This window comes from Acidobacteriota bacterium, assembly GCA_033549365.1.
Classification (GTDB): domain Bacteria; phylum Acidobacteriota; class Aminicenantia; order Aminicenantales; family Saccharicenantaceae; genus JAWSUF01.
In genome coordinates this window covers 15,318-35,240 of record JAWSUF010000014.1, presented here as the reverse complement: position 1 = coordinate 35,240, position 19,923 = coordinate 15,318, and the positions used below count along the sequence as shown (strand labels likewise).

Below are 19,923 nucleotides of genomic sequence, written 5' to 3'. Positions count from 1 at the left end.
AGCCTCATGATGAATGGCTGCCGGTTTTTTGTTGAAGCCGCGCCGCCGATCGGGTAAAATCGCGGTCATGACGGACATCGGCGTCGACCGGCAGCGGCTGCGGACCTGGATCGAACTCGACAGGGACGCGATCGCCCACAACCTCCGCGTTCTGCGGGGGCTCCTTCCGGACGGCTGCCGGCTGATGGCCGTCGCCAAATCCAACGCCTACGGCCACGGGCTTTACGATTTCGTCCCGGCCGTCGATCAACTGGGGGCGGACTGGCTGGGCGTCGATTCCATCGTCGAGGCGGCGACTCTCCGTGAGATCGGAATCGAAAAACCCATTCTCGTTCTCGGATACACGCTTCCGGCCCGGTTCGAGGAGGCGGCCCGCAACCGGATCGTCCTGACCGTCTCGTCCTTCGAGAATCTGGAGGCGCTCGGCCGCTCGGGATACGCCGAGCGAATCCGCGTCCACATCAAGATCGATACCGGGCTTCATCGCCAGGGTTTCCTGCCGGACCAGGTCGGGGAGCTCCTCTCCGTTTTGCGCCGGGACCATCCCGGGCTTGTCGTCGACGGCCTTTATACGCACTTCGCCGAGGCCAAGGACCCCGACGATACGGGATACACTCAAAGACAGATTGCGGCGTTTCAGGCCGCGGCGGCCGCATTCCGGGAATCCGGCTTTCGTCCGATGCTCCATGCCTGCGGAACCGGAGGCATGCTTCTCCACCCCGAAGCCCATCTCGACATGGTCCGGACGGGAATCGGCCTCTTCGGGCAATGGCCTTCACGGAAAATCAGGGCCGCGCTCGAAAACCGCACCCCTCTTCACCCGGTTCTGTCCTGGCGGACCATTCTCTCGGAGATCAAGACTCTCCCGGCCGGGTCGGGAATCAGCTACAAGCTGACCGAAACGCTGGAGAAGGACTCCGTCGTCGGGGTCTGCCCCATCGGCTACTGGCACGGCTTCCCCCGCGCCCTCTCCCGGCGCGGCGAGGTTCTGGTCCGGGGACAGCGCGCCCGTGTTCTGGGCGCGGTCACCATGGATATGATCGTGGTCGATCTCACCGGAATCCCCGCCGTCCGGGCCGGAGATACCGTGACGGTCATCGGCCGGGACGGCGCGGATGAAGTCGCGGCGGGCGAACTCGCCGAGCGGGCGGGCCAGTCTCTTTACGAGTTTCTGACCCGCCTCAATCCTCTCATCCGGAAATACGTCCTCCCTGTTACTTGACGCCTCCGTTGACGGAATCGGCGTCCATGGCGTACATCCCCCGTCCGTGCGTGGCGATGACGATGATGTTGTCGCGGGGGTGAATGATCAGGTTGTGCACGAAGACGGAGGGCAGGTTGCCTCCCAGCACGTCCCAGGACTTGCCCTTGTTCTTCGAAATATAGACGCCGACGTCTGTCCCGACATAGAGGATATTCCCGTCAACGGGATCTTCGCGAATCACGTTGACGGTCCCGATGGGGATGTTGCCGGAAATGTCGACCCAGGTTTTTCCGTAATTCGTCGACTTCCAGACATAAACGTTGAAGTCGTCGTCCCGCTTGCCGTTCTGGGTCATGTAGACCGTTCCCTCGTCGAACTTCGAGGCGACGATTCTCGAAATCCACCTGTCATCCGCAATGCCGTCGACGATTTCCTCCCAGGTTTCGCCGTCGTTCCTGGTGATCCAGACCCGGCCGTCGTCCGTTCCGACATAGATCAGGCCCTGTTTGAGCGGGGATTCCGAGAGGGCGAAAATGGTCTGGTGCTTGACGTCGCCGAAGCGATCGGGGTTGTTGTGGGAGAGATCGGGGCTGATCCGCTTCCAGGTTTCGCCGCGGTCGGTCGACTTGAAGAGATATTGCATGCCATGATAGATCGTGTTCGGGTCATGCGGCGACAGGATGAATTTGGCCAGCCATTCGCCGCGAAGGGGCGGTTCGTCGGCGGCGACCTGGGGAAGAATATTTTTCGAAACCGGACGGGCCGTCGGATCTTCGGCGTTGAATTCCATGCGGGTCAGGGTGCCGTAGAAACCCGCCGAATAGACGATGTTGGGATCGGTCGGATCGACGGCATGGTTGCTGCCTTCGCCGCCCGGCGCATAGCTCCAGTCCACGGCGGGGATGTTGTCTCGTCCGCCGGTGAGGATGACCTCGGCCCTCCGGCTGCCGTGATCCTGGATCGAGCCGTAGACTTTGAACGGATCGCTCATGTCGTAGGCGACGTTGAAGAACTGGACGACGGGAATCGTCTGGAAGGAGCTCAGCCAGTTCGCGCCGCCGTCGCGGGTGATATGAACGCCGTGGTCGTTGCACTGGATCATGAATTGGTTGTCTTCAGGGGCGATCCACAGGCCGTGATTGTCCCCGCCGGGGACGGCGAACCGCCGCCAGGTTTTGCCGGCGTCGTTTGAAACGGCTACGGAGACACCCTGGATATAGAGAGTATTCTCGTCCGTCGGATCGACGGTAATCTCGCCGAACACCCATCCGTACGTTCCGCACAATCTCTGAAGCAGCGGATCGTCAAGGGCCGTCATCCGTTCCCAGGATCCGCCTTTGTCGAGGGAGCGGAACACCTGGGCGCCGCGGATGAACCCGCAGGACGGCAGGCCGTAAGGATCCATTCTTTCCTTCTCGGTGGGTTCGCGGACCACTTCGTAGTCGTCGATGAAGGCATAAATGATGTCGGGATTGGACTGGGCGATGGACAATCCGATGCGGCCGCGCTGGTGGGGCGGCATCAGGCCCTCCGTCGTCTCCGTCCAGGTTTTACCACCGTCCGTCGATTTGTAAATCGAGCAGCCGGTGTAATGGGGCTCCGTTCTCGGATCGTTCCATTTCTTCCGCATCCTCTGCCACGTCGAGGCATAGAGGGTATTCGGATCGGAGGGATCCATGTCGATGTCGATGACGCCGGTCAGATCGTCGATCTGAAGGACGGGCGTCCAGGTTTGTCCGCCGTCCGCCGTCATGTAGAGGCCGCGGTCCGGATTGGGCGTCCACTCGTTCCCCGAAACGCCGACATAGACGAGGTCGGGATCGGACGGGTGAATGACGATTCTCGATATGGTGTTGGAGTTCTCCAGTCCCATGTGCGTGAAGCTCCGGCCGCCGTCGACGGACTTGTAAATGCCGCATCCGGCATGGGAGCTTCTGAAGATGTTGGACTCGCCCGTTCCCACCCAGATGATGTCCTTATTGGATGGGGCGATGGCGACGGCGCCGATCGATGTGGAAAGTTCTTTTTCGAAAATCGGGGTCCAGGACTCCCCGCCGTTCGTCGTTTTCCACACGCCGCCGGAGGCGCTGGCGACCACAAAGAAATCCCTGTCCGGAGAGACGGCCACATCCGTCATCCGGCCGCTGATGTTTTTCGGGCCCAGGAACTGCCATTGCAGATCCTTGAAAGGCGACGCCTTTTCCATCTCGAGGTGCTTCTGGTAAGCCTGAAGCCGGTCCTGGCCGTCTTGAATCAGGGCTTTCTCCTGAGACGCGCATGACGCCAGCAGGATCAGAACCGTCAAGGACAGCGCAAGCGCCGCTTTCATGTGGAGTTTGGACATATCATTCCTCCCGGTTTTTGGATTTATTCACACACCGACAAATCATAGGTTCCAGGGCGGAGGATGTCAAGAAAAACAGCCCGGGCCGCGACATTCTTGACAACCGCCGTGCCGGATCTTATTTTACAATTACCGTTATAAAGAAAAGGGATCCCGGCCGAAAGGCGAAGGCTGGGCGCGACAAAACTGAACCGGACTCCTCTGATGTTGAGCGTTGTGGTATGCAGGCGCCCGTTTCACGGGAGGTCCGGACGGGGAGGTCTTGGTCGGCGAAGCCGTCGACCATCTGTTCAAAAACATCCTGCGTCCGGGAGACGCCATGACCCTCATGACGCCCATCAAGGCCTACACCCTGAACCCGGAGGCCCTGAGCATGAAAACCGCCGCAAGCCTGTCCCGGGAAATGCAGCAGATCCTCCGGAAAGACATCCAGAGCGGCGGCGGGGATTATCGCGACATCATCAAGGACTTGAGGCGCATGGTGACGTCGATCGGCTGGGATTCGCGCCAGCCACCGTCCGATATCGTGGGCGATCCCTTCGCCGGCAACCCTTTCGGAATCGAGATGCAGCTCGACCGTTACAAGCAGAACCTGATGAAACTGGACAACCTCCGCCTTGTGGACGAAAAGAGAATGCTCGGGTTCGCCTCGTCGCTCAGGAATCTGCCGGGCCGCAAGCCGGTGTTTTTTTTCTACCAGCGCGAATTCCGGCCGGAGATCAGCCCCCAGGCCCTGAGCCAGATGATGAGCATGTACATGGACGAGCCGGGCATCATCAACGACCTGCAGGACCTGTTCAGCTACTATCGCCGGGAAGCCCCCTTCGAAAGCCGGAGAGTCGTCCGGGCGTTTTCCGACGCCGGCATCTCCATGAATTTCATTTACATGAACAAGGAGGCCCAGTACATTTACGGGGCCGTTATGCGGGAACAATCGGAGGACATTTATTCGATCTTCACCGATATTGCCCAAGCCACGGGCGGGCGGTCCGTTATGTCCCAGAACCTGGCCGTCTCCTTCAAGTCGGCGTCGCAGGCCGACGAAAACTATTATCTGATTTACTATACGCCGCCTTCCCCGGAATCCGCGGGACCCTTTCGAACCGTCGAAGTCCGGGTTCCCGGACGGAGCTATGCCGTCACCCACCGCCTGGGATACCTGGCGGATTGAATTTAATAGAAAAGTAATGTTTCATTACTTGACAACTTCCTTGAAATAAGCTAATCTTTTTTGGGATACGGCTCACAAGGATACCGGCCATGCTTTGCAAAAAGACATACAAAAACCAAATCACGATTCCCAAGAAAGTCATGGAAAAATTCGACGGCGTCGAATATTTCAATGCCGAGGTCCGGGACGGGGTCATCATCCTTGAGCCTCTGGAGATCTCTCCCAGAAAAGACATCCGTTTGGAGAAGGTCCGCAAGAAGATCGCCGACCTCGGGCTTTCCGAGCACGATATCGAAAACGCCGTCAGATGGGCGAGAAAAAAGCGGGAATGACCCGGGTCGTCCTGGACACCAACGTCCTCGTCTCGGCCTTGCTGTTCAGAGGCCCGCTGAATCGGCTTATCATTCTTCTGGAAGAGGGCCGCATCGGTCTCCTGATCTCCAGAGAGGTATTTCTCGAATATCTGCGGGTGTTGTCCTATCCCAAGTTCGGATTGGACACGAAAGAAATCCGGGGCCTCCTTGAGAATCACATCCTGCCTTTCTCAGAAATGGTGAATGCTGAACCCATGCGGCCCGTTATTCCAGAAGATCCCGATGACGACAAATTCCTGGCCCTGGCCGAAACCGGCCGCGCCGATTATCTCGTCTCGGGAGACAGGCATCTTCTCGCCCTGGGCCGATTCGGCAAAATCCCCATCGTTACGGCGCGTGATTTTCTAGAATCGATCGGGCGGTCATAACAAAAATATTCTTGACAATTTAAAGTTGTACTATAAAATATCCATATGTATATCCGTCGCCTGCTTGAGAAGACTTATCTCCGCGCCTTGAAGTCGTTTCCCGCCGTTTTTGTCGGGGGACCCCGGAGATCCGGAAAAACGACCCTCGTCAAGAGATTCGGCGCCGGGATGAGATATGTTCTCCTAGATGAACTCGACGTCCGCGCCTTTGCCGCCGAGGATCCCCGGGGATTTCTGGACGCCCATCCGCCGCCGGTGATCATCGATGAGATCCAGAATGTTCCGGAGCTGCTTCCCTATATCAAGGCCCGCATCGACGCGGACAATAAACCCGGCCGATGGATCTTGACCGGTTCCCAGCAATGGGCCTTGATGAAGGGGATCGGCGAAACACTGGCCGGCCGGATCGCCGTGCTTCATCTCTATCCGTTCGCCATCACGGAGATCCTGGAGAGGACGTCCCGCCATCCGGAAGAGATCGAGGGGTATCTCGACTCCCTCACCCGGCCCGGCACGCGGCCGGGTTCTGTTCCGCCCGCGGGAGAGTGGCTGCTTCAGGGCGGTTATCCGGAAGTCGTCATCGGCGACGCCGAAGCCCGCAAGCTGTGGTTCTCGGGCTATGTCCAGACGTATATCGATCGGGATGTTCGGGGCAATATCAAGGACGCGAATCTTCGCGACTATGAAAGATTCGTCCGGCTTCTGGCGGCGCGGACCGCACAACCGTTGAATGCCTCGACTCTGGCCGGGGATGTGGGCGTCACCGTTCCGACGATCAAGGCCTGGCTGGCGCTCCTCGAGGCGAGCGGGCTGATTTTTTTCCTGACACCCTATTATAAAAATTTCGGCAAGCGGGTCGTCAAGGCGCCGAAATGCTACGTCATGGATACCGGACTTGTCTGTTACCTGGTCGGTCTGGCCGACGGCGAAGCGGCGCTTCGCGGCCCCATGGGAGGCGCGCTCTTCGAAACCGCCGTCGTCTCCCAGTTCTTCAAGCGCCTCTCCGCGATCGGCGAGGAACGAGCTCTACACCATTTCCGCAGCCACGACGGATTGGAAATCGACCTTCTGATCGAACGGCCCGACCGGCTGATTCCGATCGAAATCAAATTGTCGTCCACAATCGCCGGTCCCCACCTGCGCGGCCTCAAGAAATGGATGGAATTGAGCGGAGACCGGCAGACGACGGGTTTCGTCGTTTCGACGTCCGGAGAACCGGGCTTCGCGGCCGCGCGCATCCGCACAATCCCGTATTTCCTGTTGTAACGGCAGACGGGAACGCCTTCCCGGTACGGTCTTACGATATTTCCCGGTGCAACAAATCCTCCAAATGGATGATAACGGGGAGCTTGGACTCCGGTATCGATAGCATTATCCCGTTTGTCGTGCATTTTGTCAGCAACTCTGTAAAAAGGCGAGTCCATTGATCCCGCCGTTATCGAATGATAAGATGATATCGGCTCAGCAGACCGGAAGCACAACGGCAAGGAGGAAATATGTCCAAGCGGATTATTGGGGCATGGATGGCACTCTGCGTCGTCTTGTCGCCGGCGATACCGTTCTCCGCAGGCCAAGACCCGGATAAAGGCCGGGTGTTGACGATTGGTGAAAACCGGAAACCTCAACAATCGGTTTTCCTTCAAAAGGACCTGGTCGTGGGATTAAACAACGAGGACGAGGATTTTCTCTTTTCGGAAATCCTGGATGTTCAGGTCGACCGGGAAGGCAACATTTACGTTGCGGACATGAAAGATGCCCGCATCAAGATTTTTGACCGGGACGGCGGAAACCTCGGGATTATCGGAAAAAGAGGCCAGGGACCGGGCGAGATTCAAGGCGTGGGGGGAATATCTCCGGCCGGCGAGAACGAAATCATGGTCACCGACCCCGGCAACCGACGGCTGTCTTTTTTCTCGACCCAAGGGGAATGGAAACGCAGCCTGCCCATGGGCACGCACATGATCGGTAAAGCCGTCATGGATGCGGCGGGAGATATCGTCGCGCAGGTCGTGATCTTTGACGAAGGCATGGTCCAGGAGATCGTCAAGTTCGACGGCGAAATCAATCCCCTATTCTCGATCGCCTCATTAATGGAAGACGGCGGCGACGATGTCTTGAGGCCGCTGAGACCGAGATTGGCCTTCGGAGTCACTCAAGACGGGCACGTCGTCTGGGGGATCTCCTCGGCCTACGAAATTCATGTCAGGGATTCCCAGGGACGCCGGCAGGACAAAATCGTCAGAGAAGCCCGGCCCGTCGTCATGTCAAAGACCCGTCAGCAGGAAATCGAGAAAAGGTTTGCGGGCAGAATACCTCCCCATGTCCGCATTGAATATCCACCGTCTTTCCCGGATTTTTCCCATTTCATCGTTGAACCGAACGGACGGATTTACGTCAGGACGTATCAAAGGAACGAAAACGGCGAACATCTCCATGATGTTCTCAACGTGCGTGGGGAGTTTCTTGCGCAATTCGCGCTTCCGGAGAATGAGCACATCGCCGCCGCCGGAAACAACAAGCTCTATTGTTATATCCGGGCAAACGAGGACGGCATTCCTCTTGTCGTTCGATATGACATGAGATGGTCGGATCATGGAGATACAAAGAACAGGATATCGGAGGTCGGCGACATCATCGGGAAGTGATCAGAGATGTCAATCGGAAAGGTCAATTTCTTCACTCCGCTTTTTCTCGGTCTTGCTCTCTGCGTCGCCGGCGTGCCGCATCCCCAGAAAGTTACGACGAAGGTCTCCGTCTACAGCGACATCTTCCTGACGGACGCGGGTCTCATTCCCCTGCCCGAAAACGCGGTCGAGCTGGAAATCGAATTCACGATCCGGTCGGAGGCGTTTCAAGAGCCCCTCGTCCTGGCCTTCGACCGTAACGGCGACCTCTGTGTCTCCTCGAAATCCGGCCGGGCGGTCTGGAAGTTCGACGCGGCCGGAACTCCGGCGGCGGTCTGGGATTCCGCGGGAGGCCTCATCGCGGCGTCCGCCGGCGGGCTGGCCGGTCCGGAGCCGCAAAATCGCCGATCTTCATGATTTTGATGTCGACAGCGACGGACGGCTGATTGTCGCGCCCATCGCAAAAAGCCCGAAATCCGCCGTTATCGACATCATGTCCCCGGACGGAAAGGTTTTATCCTTCGGGAAATCGTTTGCCTTTCCCCACAGCCCGGCGAGCCTGAATTCGAGATCGGTGGCCGTAGATGCGAACGGGGACATCTTTGTCGCCTTCGCGTATTTTCCGATCGTCCGCAGATACTCCTCAGAGGGCAAGCTCCTGGCCGAGTTCAAGATCGAAAGCCCGGCCATGGAAGCCAAAGAAATCTACAATCTGAAGGCCGTCGGTGAAGGCATCGCCGATCCTTCGCAACGCGCCGTTTTGAAGCCCCTGATCCTTGACCTCCAGGTGCAGGACGGCAGGATCTTCCTTCTCAGTCACATCCCCCGCCTGGAAATCGTGGAGCTGGACGGTGAAGGAAATTCTCCGGCGACCTACTGGATGGAAACCCGGGAGATCTACAGGGCCAACGGTTTCGCGGTCCACAACGCCGGCGGAGAATTGAGGTTTTACGTCTCCCGCGACGAATTCCAGGATTTTCGAGTGGATGTCTTAAGAATCAAGGAACCGGGACCCGGCGGAGATGCGGGAGAGATCGAAAGCCTGACGCGGGAGATCGAGGCCTGGCCGGAGCATACTATCGGCTTTATCAACCGCGGAGTTGCGAGACACCGCCTGGGCGATTACCGAGGGGCCGTCGAGGACTTCACCAGGGCCACCGAACTGGCGCCGGATTTCGCCCCGGCATATAACAACCGCGGACTGGCCCGGGTCAAGGCAGGGGACTTCGCGAGGGCCGTCGCCGATTTCAGCCGGGCGCTGGAACTCGATCCCGGCGAGGCGGCCGTCCACTACAACCGGGGGATCGCCCGCGCCCATCTGGGTGACTTCGCTGAAGCCATCGAGGATTTCCGTAAGGCCGCGGCTCTGGATCCGGATTTCGATGCCCGGGCCCGCGAGCAGATCGCCTATTGCCGGGCACGGTTGAAGATCTCTTGAGCCGCCTCGCGCCTCATTCCATCTTGTCGTCCACGATCGCCGGTCCGCACCTGAGGGGCCTCAAGAAATGGATGCGCTCGGATTTATATTAAAAGAAAAGCAAAAGGAGGCCGAACATGACGGTGAACCGCAAGAGGTTTTATTGTGTCATTCCGGGTCTCGCGGCGGTGCTTTCGATCGCCGCATGTTCAAGCCAGGTCCATTGGAAAGGGACGGTCGTTGAGGACGGCGATGTCACCGTCGTTAAAAACCCCAAGGAGCCGCTCTACATAACGCCCATTCTTGAGCTCAGGGAGGAGCTTTCGCTCGGCGGGCCGGACGCCGAGGGGGATTATGCCTTCGTCCAGATTCGGGGCGTTGCCGTCGATAACGACGGAACGATCTATGTCCTCGACCGCCGGGATGCCCATATCAGGGTTTTCGATGCCTCCGGACAATACGTCCGGACGATCGGACGCAAAGGCCAGGGCCCGGGAGAACTCGACGGGCCCCTTTCTCTCTCCATCATCCGGGCGAAAGGAGAACTTGCTTCTCTTGAGACCCGCCGGATGTCCTTCTTTAAAACGGACGGGACTTTTCTTCGCCATGTCTCCTTCAAGGAAATTTGGGCTCTCGTCGGCAGAGTCGACGGCGCGGGCGACATCCACGTCATCGAGCCCATTCTCGACCCGGCAAACCCGCGCGCCGAACTGAAGAAACTCGGACCCGACGCCGCGCACAGCACCACGTTGGCCGAGTTTCCAATGCCGGGACCGGAAAAGTTCGACCCATTCCTGCCCGTCGGTCGATTCACGTTCGACCGGGACAACAACCTCGTTTACGGCTATCCCGCAACCTACGAAATCCGGTTCTTCGGAGCCGAAAGCGGAAAGGTCTTCCGGAAGATCTTGCGGGACTACGATCCGGTGGCGGTTACGGACGAGGAAAAGGAAGAGCGGTCCAAAGGCCTTATGCCGGAAACTCCCCTGGTCTTTTCGAAATACCACTCAGCCTATATCCATTTCTTCACAAGCGACGAAGGCCATCTCTTCGTCCAGACCTGGGAGAAGACGAAAGACGGGACATATCTCCACGACATCTTCGACGCCGAAGGCCGGTTCATGGCCCGCATCCCCCTCAGACCGACCGGCATCGAAATCCTTAACGGGAAATACTACGCCTTCGAGACGGATGATGAGGGCTACCAGTTCGTCAAGCGCTATGCCGTGACCTGGACCGTCAAGCCGGACGTCCCCTAAACAGCTTTTCGCCGACGTGCGAATATCCTCAGCTTTTCATCCTTTTCCGGAGCGGCTTCGTTGTTTTGAGGATTTCCAGGATTTCGGCGGCACTGAGCAGGTTTTTCAAGGTTGAAAGGACTATAATGTAATGAAGAGTTTATTGAGTACCTTGTCGGAATGACATCTGAGTATTTCTATGATATTAAATTCGTAAGTGAGTAATCGCAAAGATGGAGGTTGGGTGATGATTGCAAAAAAGGCAATCATGTTATTTCTCGGCATAGTTTTCCTTTATGGAAAAACTGTAGGGTTTCACATCCAAGAAATAACGCCTGTTCTTCGAATTGGAATGGATGCCGTGAATGAAAACGAGATAATCGGAGTGATTACCGATATAACGATATTTTCCAACCGCATTTATGTGTTGGACAACAAATTTAGTCGTATCCAACAATACGATATGAGCGGAAAATACTTAGGCAGTATCGGAAAAAGAGGAGAAGGCCCAGGCGAATTTGGAACGGATCTTAAGTCAATTGTTGCGGATGAAGAGGGAAACCTTATTATCGGGGGGATGAGAAAAATCTACATATTCGAAAAAAACGGTGAATACATTCATTCTTTTCATGTCAATTTCCAAATGAATGATCTTTGTGTCGACAGGGAAGGAAATATCCTTGTCTTGGGCTATTATAAAGATAAGATCATCCATGCTTATAATCAAGAGGGCCATTATCTTTTTTCTTTCGGAGAGCCTTTTGAGGCATCATCGGAATTTCGCAAATACAAACATCACCCGGTCGTTAAAGTCCCGTTGAAAATCTTCTGCACAAAAAGCAATCGTGTTTGCTTAATAAATCCATATCAATATGAAATCCATATTTATCAAAACCACCAATTGGACAGAAAGATTAAGCATCGTTCTGATTTTTTTAAAACTGCCTGGCTGATGGAACGGCAAAGCGGCTTTATAATCATGTCCATGGGATATGCCATATTTGAGAACAATGATGAGCTGTATGTTTCTTTATTTGAAAAAGAAAAAACCGAATTGAACATATATCGAAATCATGAGCTTATATCCAGCCTGATAATCGATGGCAGGCCGATGACAATGTGTCCGGAGGGATATATCTATTCGATTGATAACTCCGAAACGCCTCATATTGTAAAATCCGTCATCAAACTGACTTCTCATGATCATCATCCGTAAAAATGCGACGCGTTTAGGATATTCCCATTTCAGGGAAGATGATGCGTGTCTCCGTTGTTTCTTATCATTTCCAGCAGTTCATTGGTTTTTTTTGAAGGAAAAACAGCAAATGCAGATCCTCAAAAAAAGCACCCTGTGATAATGAATCCGAAAAATCCTATTCTATTGCCCGATGTGAAGCAGAATGCGAGTATCAAAGAGGTGTTTTCAATTGAAATGTCATTTTCAGAGCCGAAGGAATTCGACACAACGAAAAGATTGGTATCCCTGAATGTCACGGATGTGTTTAAGAAACCGGAGTTGCTCTATTTTGGAAAATTTGTCGATTGGGGGGTCATGAGCGATGATAAGATAGTTGTAGGGATGAGCGACAAATACGTGTTTCACATATATGAACCTGATGGGGATCTCATTAAGGAATTCGGAAAAGAATACGAACCGGAAAGAATTTCGCCTGAAGAAAGAAATAAAGAGATGAATCGAGCCCATCCTTCGGCAAAAGATAGAATCAAAGAGATGGTATATCATAAGCCGTTTCATTCCTTTACGATTGATAATGAGAATCGCATCATAGTCAGAACATGGGAGAAAACGGAGGATGGAAAAAACTATTTTTATGATGTGTTCGATCCTGAAGGAGTATACATATCAAGATTCCCGGGAAATTTTTCCATAAAACAATGGATCCATGATCAATTCCTTGCCGTAGAGGATATCCCCGGCGGCAAATCCGCGGTAAAAATTTACAGAGTCATCTGGAAATAGTGCCTGTGGGAAAAGCCTGTGGCTTTCTGTATCGCCTGTGTCAACGGGCAATGAAAATCAACCTCCTTATGGCAATAAAAATTGTACATTTCAGCTAAGAATTGTCGATAGAGAGGAACGTTTTTTCTTTTTTTATTCTCTTCATCGACCGGAGAGAATTCGGTATTGGAAAACCTGCATCCCACGATAGCTATCGATCAGAAACACATGATCTCCAAAAATGTTGATAGAATTTGCAAAATGAGTGAGAGGAATGGCGTCAAGAAGGTTGCCGTTCAAATCGAAGATTTCTATTTTATAGGCATCCGTGGTGCGAATTGAAGTGTCCCCTCTTGTCACTAATTTTTTCCCCGTATGAAATGTTGCAACAGTGATAATTTCTCTACCCGTCATCTGTCGATTCAATGTCAGGACCCAAGCTCTTCCTTCAACGTCATTGGAAATCCCTTCCGAACATGGGTTATTTCTCGCTACGGTTGTGGTGGTCATGCGTCCCGTCGTCATAGATTTTCCCGTTTGATATCCCACTTTATAACTCAACGGCCTGCCGGCACTCCAGAGAAGTTTTCCTTTGGAAGTATATTTTTCGATTCGGTTTTGGTACACGAATGTCACATAGATCGCACCATCTTTTCCGGTATCAAAACGAATCCAATTGTTGTTTACGGTCGAATCAGAGTCACCGAAATCAATGCAATCAACGAAGCTCCTGAGAAAAACCCCATCAGAGTCATACATCTTGAGTCCTTTTATTTGTTGCACGGGAACGCCTTCCCGATACGGTCTTACGATATTTCCCGGTGCAACAAATCCTCCAAATGGATGACAACGGAGAGCTTGGATTCCGGACTCGATGACATTCTCGAGAAAACGATCCGACGTTCCATCGGATGTGATGACATGAATCCTGCGGCGATGCGGATCAAGAACCACAAGATGACCTTCCCGGTCAATATCCAAAGCAACCGGCTGCATAAACTCAACAGGCCCCTCTCCTTCTTGACCGATTGTTTCAAGATAGATCCCATCAGGATCAAATTTTTGAATTCTGTGGTTTCCCGAATCTAAAACGTAGATGTTCCCTGCAGAGTCGACAACGATATCGTTTGGATAATAAAAGGATAAATTCTGGTCTTGGACTTCGAGTTCTCCAATTGTGCGGATAAAGGATATTCCGATTTTCCTTGAAGTTCCCCAAGTTTCTTCCGGAATCATGCGGCCTTCTTGAGCCTTTTCCGGCGTCTCTTGCGTTTTAATCATGGTCTCTTCATTGTTTTGCCGGCATGACATGAATAGAAATACAAGTAAAATGGAAATGAAAATTATTCTTGGATCCGTTCGTGTCCTCATTTGCGCAAACATCGATCCGCACCCCGTTTCTCGTCCATTTTGTCAGCAACTTTGTAAAAACGCAAGTCCATTGATCCCGCCGTTATCGAATGATAAGATGATATCGGCTCAGCAGACCGGAACGCAGAGGAAAACAACAAAGCCTATGCCGTTGACGGCGATGGAGACGTTTATCCAAAAAATCGCCGGTCCGCACCTAAAAGGCTTCAAGAAGTTGTAACGGCAGATGGACGAGAAAAAAAGCGTAAACTTCAGCCAGGGGTCTTATCGGCCGAGAGAAGGATCTTCCGGATATGGCGCCCGAACTCCTCGAAATCGTCCAGCCCCGTTTTAAGGATTTCAAGGATTTCGGCGGCACTGAGCCTGTGGTAGAAATGCGACAGGCGGTTCCGATAGCCCGCCATGGCCGCAAATTTCTCTTCGGCAAAACGCCTGGGCAGGATCTTTTGCTCGGCCAGAAGAAGGGGAATATCTCTGTAAGTTTTAGGGGCCAGGCCGGGCTTTCGGGAGAGGATATGGGCGCCGATATCCAGGCAGGCCTCCAAGGCGGTGTAAAGATCGTAGTAAGCGATCCGGAAAAAATCCGGATCGGCGTTGAATTCGTCGAGAGACAGGTCCCTGAAACGGCGAAGGCTTTCGATGGATCTTTCAATGAACCTCAGCCGATCCTCCACAAGCGATCGGTTGAGATCGAGCGGTTTCAAACCAGTCTCTCCATGAGGGCGGCGGAAAACTGAGCCGCGATCGGCCGGAAGTCGAGATACTGCTTGATGACGGATTCCTCATAATCGGCTCTCACGCCGGGATCCAATTCGAACAGGAGCCGGCCTTCAGCAATGACCCGAAATTGAAACGCCAACGAGGCATCCTGAAGATAAGCGATGTCGACGTCCCCGGTTTTTCCCACGGAGAATTCGGCGGCAAAAAGATCGTACAAGCGAGGGTGAATCTTGGCGATACGTCCCGGATCCGGACGACGGGTGAACATGACAGCCAGGTCGATATCGCTGTCCGTTCGAGCCCGGCTGCCGGTGCGCGAACCGTGGAGATAGACCAATCCGACATCAAGGGCTCGAAGCCCTTTCTTCGTTTCAGTCTTGATGATCATGGCCTGAATATAGCACGAAAGCCGAATTTCCGCCAAACGTTCGGACCTTGACGATTTCCTGCTAACAAGCTATGTTTTTAATTGATACAGATCGAAAGGCGCGGGCCATGCTTTGCAAAAAGACATACAAAAACCAAATCACGATTCCCAAGAAAGTTGAGATCAAGCCCCGCAAAGACGTCCGTTTGGAGAAGGTCCGCAAGAAGATCGCCGACCTCGGGCTTTCCGAGCGCGATATCGAAAACGCCGTCAACTGGGCGAAAAATAAAGCGTAAACTTCAGCTAGGGTTTTTATCTCGAATTCTTCAAGCCCCGTTTTGATGATTTCCAGGATTTCGGCGGCACTGAGCCGGTGGTAGAGTGATCAAACTGAGGAAAAATAGTCCACCATGACAGGCGTGGGATGTTCCTCGTAGAGAATTCCGTGTTTCCTGTAGAAAAAGAACTTGTCATATATTCTGAAGGCGAGAATCATCGCCAGAACGGCCCCGCAAAGAACGGCGAACCGGGACGGCCGGGCCAGGACGTAAGCCTGCACCCCCAGGGGAACCGCCGTATAGGCCAGGAAAAACCCGAGGTAAACCACCCCGTAGACATGAATTTTTCCTTTCCCCGGAAGATAGGAACAGGCGAATGGGATCTTGCGGTGTCTGAAAAAGAGACCTTCCAGGAGCGCGACGGCGAAGACGAAGGCATAAAGGCCGTTCCGGGCGGCCGGCGGCCATCCCCAGGCCAGACCATAAAAGGCCGTGAGGAGCAAAAAGAGAGGAACCAGGCAGAAAACCAGGACGGCTTTCCGGAGACCGGCAAAATAATGCCGCCTTTCGGGATTTTCCGTCAACCGGAAGATCCAGTTGGCATCCAGAGAAAGCGACAAATTGACGGTATCTTTCACGCCCAGGAGGAGCGCGAGCGATAGAATGAACGGGATGGAGCGCATGGCCCATGATTCGGCGGTCACGGCCTCGCGGCCGGACAGGATGAACTGCAGGATAACGAAGCCGGCGCCCACGACCAGGTAAGCGGCCAGCCGCATCCTGTGAACCTGGCTTTTCGCGAGGGTTTTTCCGAAAAACCAGAATACGGATCTCTGGACGGAATTTCTCGAGACCAGGTGGTTCACGGCGGATTCCAACATGCCTCGCATCCGGAAAGCGAAGCGCCGTTTGGTTCCGGCCGGCTCGGCGGACTTCAGCCGCCTTCTGTAGGACATCGCCGCGGCCAGGAAGAAGGCCAGGAGAGCCAGGGCCAGACCCGAAAGCGCCATGGACGCCATCTCCATGAAGAAAGGATCCCGGTTGCCCAGGAGGACTTCGTAGAGTCCTGTAAACCACATGTGGGGATAGGCCGGAGAAGACGAGGACGCCTCTCCCCCGGCATGTAGCAGATTGAGGATCGACCGGCCTCCGAACAGCGCCTCCGAAAGGAAAAGAAAAAGGAGAACGACGTATCCTAACATCAGAAGATAGCGGAGAAGGCCGGACAGCCGCCTGAAGAACCGGCCGCCCGGAAGGGCCGCCAATAAACCCGCAAAGGCTGCGGTCGAGAAAAAAACGAAAAAACCCGCGGCCGCCGCCGTCGCCATATGGACAAGAAAGATCCGGATGCTGAAAGTCAGGCTCGCACCCTGCGATTCGCCCAGATAGGCCGTGAAGACCAACGACGACAGGGAGTTCATTCCGGCGGCAAAAAACGCGACGAACAGCGCGAGGCTCGCAAACTTGGCGGCAAGCACGGTCCCGGGCTTCAAGGGAAGGGGGACAAGATTCAGGAAATCCCGCCGGTCGAGAAACATCACGTTCCATTCGACGACCGTGATCAGTCCGATGAAAACCATGACGAGGGCCAGGATGTAGGATTTCTCCATCCACGACGTCCCCTGGTCGGGAAACCATAAATAGGGGTACATAAGATTTTCGGAGACATAGAAGAAGAAACCGGCCAGGACGGTGATGACGGCGACGACCTTTTCCGTCATCTGCTCTTCGAGAAAAACGGTGTCGTTAAGGAAAAGGCGGTGGAAAAAATGGCGGGTTAGAACGCGAAACCGGCTCCTCTCGCGAATCGTCCTCCGCGAGGCCTTCGTTCCGTAGCCGGCCAACAGGTCGAGACTAGCGTTTTGCGGCATCGATCAGTTCGAGGGCGGCCGCCCGCGGATCCTCCTGGGAGACCAACCGGCTAAAGATCTCCCCCAGCGAGGGCAGGCTCATCAGCCGGCTCAGGTTTTCCACAGAATCGTCCGCCGCCACCCGCCCTTTATGGAGGATGATGACCCGGCTGGAGACCTTTTCCACAATCTCCAGGATATGGGACGAATAGATGATGATTTTTCCGGCGGCGGCCATCTCTCGGACCACTTCCCGGATCGTCATCGCCGTCGTGACGTCGAGCCCGGTGAGCGGTTCGTCCAGAAGAAGAACCTCCGGGTCGTGAAGCAGCGCCGAAGACAGAAGCACTTTCTGGACCATGCCCTTCGAATACGTGGACATCTCGGCGTTCATGTCTCCGGACAGACCGAAGACGCGCATGAACCTCTCGATTTTCGCTTGCGCCGCTTTTTCCCGGATCCCGCGCAGCCGGGCGATCATCATGAGGTAGTCCCGGGCGCTGAGATGAAGATAAACGGCCTGGTCCTCGGGGACATAGCCCATCCGCTCCTTGAACCAGACGAGGTTTTTCCAGATGTTCCGGCCCTTATAAAGGATTTCCCCTTCGGTCGGCTTCAGGAATCCGGCCAGCATCTTGAGGGTTGTGGATTTCCCCGCGCCGTTCGGCCCGAGATAACCGACGGATTCCCCCGGCTTCACGACAAAACCGACATTGTCGACGGCGGGAAACGCGTGATATTTCTTGGTGACCGCCCTCAACTCCAACATATCGAACCCGCAATCAGGATAAGAGATGTTGCCGGAGATGTCAAACAGCCCGGTGTCTCAGGGAAAGCGGCTTTGTTCTCCTCGGGGCAAAGGCGTCAAGGAGGGCTTGAGAACGGGCGCCGAGGCTCGACTAGCGGATCATGTTCCGGCGGGCGTTGGTGCAGGGCCGGAGCCGCAGCCGATTGCACAAAAAAAAGCGGGGTGCTATAGTTCGGCTTAAGGAGGTTGATTTGAATCGATCACCACAAAAGCATGTTCTCGTCACGCTGCCGCTGATTTTGGCTTTATCGTTCGGGTTGGCCGCCCAGGAGAAGCTCGACCTCCGGATGCTTCAGCGCATTCGCCAGGAAGGGCTCGATCATTCCAAGGTCATGGACACCCTGAGCTGGCTCTCCGACGTCCACGGCCCGCGCCTCTCCAACTCTCCGCAGTACCACAAGGCCGCGGAATGGGTTATCGCCGCGCTCACCGAGCTCGGGCTCGTCGACGCCAAAACGGAGCCCTGGGGGACCTTCGGCCGCGGTTGGGAGATGCAGAAGGTCTACGCCGCAATGACCTCGCCCCAGTATATGCCGATGATCGCCTACCCCAAGGCCTGGACGCCCGGCACCGAGGGCGTCATTAAGGGCGCTCCGATCCTGGTCGACATCAAGACGGCCAAGGATCTCGAGAAGTTCAAGGGCCAAGTCAGGGGCGCAATCGTTCTGACCCGGGGCGAGCAGCCGCTGACGATCTCGTTCGACCCCCACGCCGACCGGCATACCGAAGAGGAACTGGCCAAGCTCAGCCTCGCCCCCGAGCCGCGCGCCCTGTCTCCGTCGATGCCCACGCTCCAGGAGATCACGGCCCGCCAGCAGCTCCAGACGGCGATCGCCAAATTCTTCAAGGACGAGGGCGCAGCCGTCCTCCTCGAGCCCGGCAAAGGCCGGGACGGGACGGTCTTCGTCGCGGGCGGCGGATCCCATATGAAGGGGGCCGCCCTGACGTCGCCTCAGCTCGTCGTCGCGCCCGAGCACTACAACCGGATCGTCCGCATCATCCGGAAGAATGTCCCGGTCGAGCTCGAGATCGAGGTCCAGGCCCGGTTCTTCGACGACGACCTCACCGGACGGAACATCATCGCCGAGATCCCTGGCGTCGACAAGAAGCTCAAGAACGAAATCGTCATGCTCGGCGGACATTTCGACACTTGGCATACCGGCACCGGCGCCACCGACAACGGCGCGGGCTGCGCGGTGGCCATGGAGGCCGTCCGCATCCTGAAGGCGCTCGGCGTCCAGCCCCGCCGGACGATCCGGGTCGCCCTCTGGGACGCGGAGGAGCAGGGACTGTTCGGGTCGCGCGAGTACGTCAAGGCCCACTTCTACGACCGCGCCAAGAAGGAGAAGAAGCCCGAGTACGACAGGCTTTCGGTTTATTTCAACTACGACAACGGCGGCGGCAGGATCCGCGGCATCTACGCCCAGAACAATCTCGAGGCGGCCGTCATTTTCGAGGACTGGCTCAAGCCGCTCCGCGACCTGGGCGCGACGACCGTCGCCCTCCGCAACACGGGCGGCACCGACCACCTTTCATTCGAGGCGGTGGGCCTGCCGGGATTCCAGTTCATCCAGGACGAAATCGAATACGACACCCGGACCCATCACGCCAACATGGACGTCTACGACCACGTCAACCGGGCGGACCTGATCCAGGCGGCGACCGTGATGGCCGCCTTCGTCTACAATGCGGCGATGCGGGACGAGAAGATGCCGCGCAAGCATTTCGACCCCAACGCGCGGCCGCAGGGACTGTTCTAGTCCGCGGCCATCGGGCCGGAGCGCCGCCCGCCGGCTCCGTCGCCGATTCGGGTTTCCGGACAAGGGTGA

Annotated in this window: 19 protein-coding genes; 13 read left to right on the top strand and 6 right to left on the bottom strand. The window is 55.5% G+C overall.

Annotated features, from left to right (window positions below):
* Positions 1 to 13: 13 nt before the first annotated feature.
* A complete protein-coding gene (gene alr, locus SCM96_14080; protein ID MDW7761749.1) occupies positions 14 to 1,222 on the top strand; it encodes an alanine racemase in 1,209 nt (402 codons plus the stop codon).
* Here the strand turns inward: alr and SCM96_14075 are convergent.
* Positions 1,215 to 3,548, bottom strand: coding sequence for a hypothetical protein (locus SCM96_14075; GenBank protein ID MDW7761748.1), 2,334 nt, complete (start codon positions 3,546 to 3,548; stop codon positions 1,215 to 1,217). The genes alr and SCM96_14075 overlap by 8 nt on opposite strands.
* Before the next feature lie 262 nt (positions 3,549 to 3,810).
* On the opposite strand from SCM96_14075, the gene SCM96_14070 reads away from it, so the two are divergent.
* The 10 genes from SCM96_14070 to SCM96_14025 all read left to right on the top strand — a co-directional run bounded on the left by SCM96_14070 (position 3,811) and on the right by SCM96_14025 (position 12,721).
* Positions 3,811 to 4,719 carry a VWA domain-containing protein gene (locus SCM96_14070; GenBank protein ID MDW7761747.1) on the top strand — a complete coding sequence of 303 codons (909 nt, stop codon included), beginning with the start codon at positions 3,811 to 3,813 and terminating at the stop codon, positions 4,717 to 4,719.
* A gap of 89 nt (positions 4,720 to 4,808) precedes the next feature.
* Positions 4,809 to 5,051 (top strand): AbrB/MazE/SpoVT family DNA-binding domain-containing protein, encoded by a 243-nt coding sequence (locus SCM96_14065; GenBank protein MDW7761746.1) that lies wholly within the window; start codon positions 4,809 to 4,811, stop codon positions 5,049 to 5,051.
* Positions 5,027 to 5,461 (top strand): putative toxin-antitoxin system toxin component, PIN family, encoded by a 435-nt coding sequence (locus SCM96_14060; protein MDW7761745.1) that lies wholly within the window; start codon positions 5,027 to 5,029, stop codon positions 5,459 to 5,461. Before SCM96_14065 ends, SCM96_14060 begins: the two co-directional genes overlap by 25 nt.
* A gap of 45 nt (positions 5,462 to 5,506) precedes the next feature.
* Entirely contained in the window at positions 5,507 to 6,727 is a 1,221-nt protein-coding gene (locus SCM96_14055) for an ATP-binding protein (protein MDW7761744.1), read from the top strand.
* A 230-nt stretch (positions 6,728 to 6,957) separates the two neighbouring features.
* Positions 6,958 to 8,106 (top strand): 6-bladed beta-propeller, encoded by a 1,149-nt coding sequence (locus SCM96_14050; GenBank protein MDW7761743.1) that lies wholly within the window; start codon positions 6,958 to 6,960, stop codon positions 8,104 to 8,106.
* A gap of 6 nt (positions 8,107 to 8,112) precedes the next feature.
* Positions 8,113 to 8,502: a hypothetical protein gene (locus SCM96_14045; GenBank protein MDW7761742.1), complete on the top strand. Its 390-nt coding sequence runs from the start codon at positions 8,113 to 8,115 to the stop codon at positions 8,500 to 8,502.
* A gap of 157 nt (positions 8,503 to 8,659) precedes the next feature.
* Positions 8,660 to 9,523 (top strand): tetratricopeptide repeat protein, encoded by an 864-nt coding sequence (locus SCM96_14040; GenBank protein ID MDW7761741.1) that lies wholly within the window; start codon positions 8,660 to 8,662, stop codon positions 9,521 to 9,523.
* Positions 9,524 to 9,639: 116 nt separating this feature from the next.
* Positions 9,640 to 10,761 carry a 6-bladed beta-propeller gene (locus SCM96_14035; protein ID MDW7761740.1) on the top strand — a complete coding sequence of 374 codons (1,122 nt, stop codon included), beginning with the start codon at positions 9,640 to 9,642 and terminating at the stop codon, positions 10,759 to 10,761.
* Positions 10,762 to 10,987: 226 nt separating this feature from the next.
* Positions 10,988 to 11,956: a 6-bladed beta-propeller gene (locus SCM96_14030; GenBank protein ID MDW7761739.1), complete on the top strand. Its 969-nt coding sequence runs from the start codon at positions 10,988 to 10,990 to the stop codon at positions 11,954 to 11,956.
* Between the two features lie 45 nt (positions 11,957 to 12,001).
* Positions 12,002 to 12,721 carry a hypothetical protein gene (locus SCM96_14025; protein MDW7761738.1) on the top strand — a complete coding sequence of 240 codons (720 nt, stop codon included), beginning with the start codon at positions 12,002 to 12,004 and terminating at the stop codon, positions 12,719 to 12,721.
* A 141-nt stretch (positions 12,722 to 12,862) separates the two neighbouring features.
* Here SCM96_14025 and SCM96_14020 read toward each other — a convergent pair whose 3' ends face one another.
* From SCM96_14020 to SCM96_14010, 3 genes are all read right to left on the bottom strand, one after another.
* Positions 12,863 to 13,981, bottom strand: a complete 1,119-nt coding sequence (locus SCM96_14020; protein ID MDW7761737.1) for an NHL repeat-containing protein — start codon at positions 13,979 to 13,981, stop codon at positions 12,863 to 12,865.
* Between the two features lie 341 nt (positions 13,982 to 14,322).
* Positions 14,323 to 14,775, bottom strand: coding sequence for a DUF86 domain-containing protein (locus SCM96_14015; protein MDW7761736.1), 453 nt, complete (start codon positions 14,773 to 14,775; stop codon positions 14,323 to 14,325).
* Positions 14,772 to 15,179: a nucleotidyltransferase domain-containing protein gene (locus SCM96_14010; GenBank protein MDW7761735.1), complete on the bottom strand. Its 408-nt coding sequence runs from the start codon at positions 15,177 to 15,179 to the stop codon at positions 14,772 to 14,774. The genes SCM96_14015 and SCM96_14010 overlap by 4 nt, the downstream gene beginning before the upstream one ends.
* Before the next feature lie 107 nt (positions 15,180 to 15,286).
* Between SCM96_14010 and SCM96_14005 the strand changes: the two genes are divergently transcribed.
* The gene (locus tag SCM96_14005) at positions 15,287 to 15,454 is read left to right on the top strand and encodes a hypothetical protein (protein ID MDW7761734.1); all 168 of its coding nucleotides are present in this window, start codon (positions 15,287 to 15,289) and stop codon (positions 15,452 to 15,454) included.
* Positions 15,455 to 15,543: 89 nt separating this feature from the next.
* On the opposite strand, the gene SCM96_14000 is transcribed toward SCM96_14005, so the two are convergent.
* Positions 15,544 to 17,307, bottom strand: a complete 1,764-nt coding sequence (locus SCM96_14000; protein MDW7761733.1) for a hypothetical protein — start codon at positions 17,305 to 17,307, stop codon at positions 15,544 to 15,546.
* Positions 17,291 to 18,055, bottom strand: coding sequence for an ABC transporter ATP-binding protein (locus tag SCM96_13995; GenBank protein ID MDW7761732.1), 765 nt, complete (start codon positions 18,053 to 18,055; stop codon positions 17,291 to 17,293). Before SCM96_13995 ends, SCM96_14000 begins: the two co-directional genes overlap by 17 nt.
* A gap of 230 nt (positions 18,056 to 18,285) precedes the next feature.
* Here SCM96_13995 and SCM96_13990 point away from each other — a divergent pair, with 230 nt between their 5' ends.
* Positions 18,286 to 19,854, top strand: a complete 1,569-nt coding sequence (locus SCM96_13990) for a M20/M25/M40 family metallo-hydrolase (protein MDW7761731.1) — start codon at positions 18,286 to 18,288, stop codon at positions 19,852 to 19,854.
* Positions 19,855 to 19,923: the final 69 nt, after the last annotated feature.

Excerpts from the sequence above, each read along its gene's own strand:
- alr (MDW7761749.1), top strand. The coding sequence starts at position 14 with ATGGCTGCCGGTTTTTTGTTGAAGCCGCGCCGCCGATCGGGTAAAATC.
- SCM96_14075 (MDW7761748.1), bottom strand. The coding sequence starts at position 3,548 with ATGTCCAAACTCCACATGAAAGCGGCGCTTGCGCTGTCCTTGACGGTT.
- SCM96_14065 (MDW7761746.1), top strand. The coding sequence starts at position 4,809 with ATGCTTTGCAAAAAGACATACAAAAACCAAATCACGATTCCCAAGAAA.
- SCM96_14060 (MDW7761745.1), top strand. The coding sequence starts at position 5,027 with ATGGGCGAGAAAAAAGCGGGAATGACCCGGGTCGTCCTGGACACCAAC.
- SCM96_14055 (MDW7761744.1), top strand. The coding sequence starts at position 5,507 with ATGTATATCCGTCGCCTGCTTGAGAAGACTTATCTCCGCGCCTTGAAG.
- SCM96_14050 (MDW7761743.1), top strand. The coding sequence starts at position 6,958 with ATGTCCAAGCGGATTATTGGGGCATGGATGGCACTCTGCGTCGTCTTG.
- SCM96_14045 (MDW7761742.1), top strand. The coding sequence starts at position 8,113 with ATGTCAATCGGAAAGGTCAATTTCTTCACTCCGCTTTTTCTCGGTCTT.
- SCM96_14035 (MDW7761740.1), top strand. The coding sequence starts at position 9,640 with ATGACGGTGAACCGCAAGAGGTTTTATTGTGTCATTCCGGGTCTCGCG.
- SCM96_14030 (MDW7761739.1), top strand. The coding sequence starts at position 10,988 with ATGATTGCAAAAAAGGCAATCATGTTATTTCTCGGCATAGTTTTCCTT.
- SCM96_14020 (MDW7761737.1), bottom strand. The coding sequence starts at position 13,981 with ATGATTAAAACGCAAGAGACGCCGGAAAAGGCTCAAGAAGGCCGCATG.
- SCM96_14010 (MDW7761735.1), bottom strand. The coding sequence starts at position 15,179 with ATGATCATCAAGACTGAAACGAAGAAAGGGCTTCGAGCCCTTGATGTC.
- SCM96_14005 (MDW7761734.1), top strand. The coding sequence starts at position 15,287 with ATGCTTTGCAAAAAGACATACAAAAACCAAATCACGATTCCCAAGAAA.
- SCM96_14000 (MDW7761733.1), bottom strand. The coding sequence starts at position 17,307 with ATGCCGCAAAACGCTAGTCTCGACCTGTTGGCCGGCTACGGAACGAAG.
- SCM96_13995 (MDW7761732.1), bottom strand. The coding sequence starts at position 18,055 with ATGTTGGAGTTGAGGGCGGTCACCAAGAAATATCACGCGTTTCCCGCC.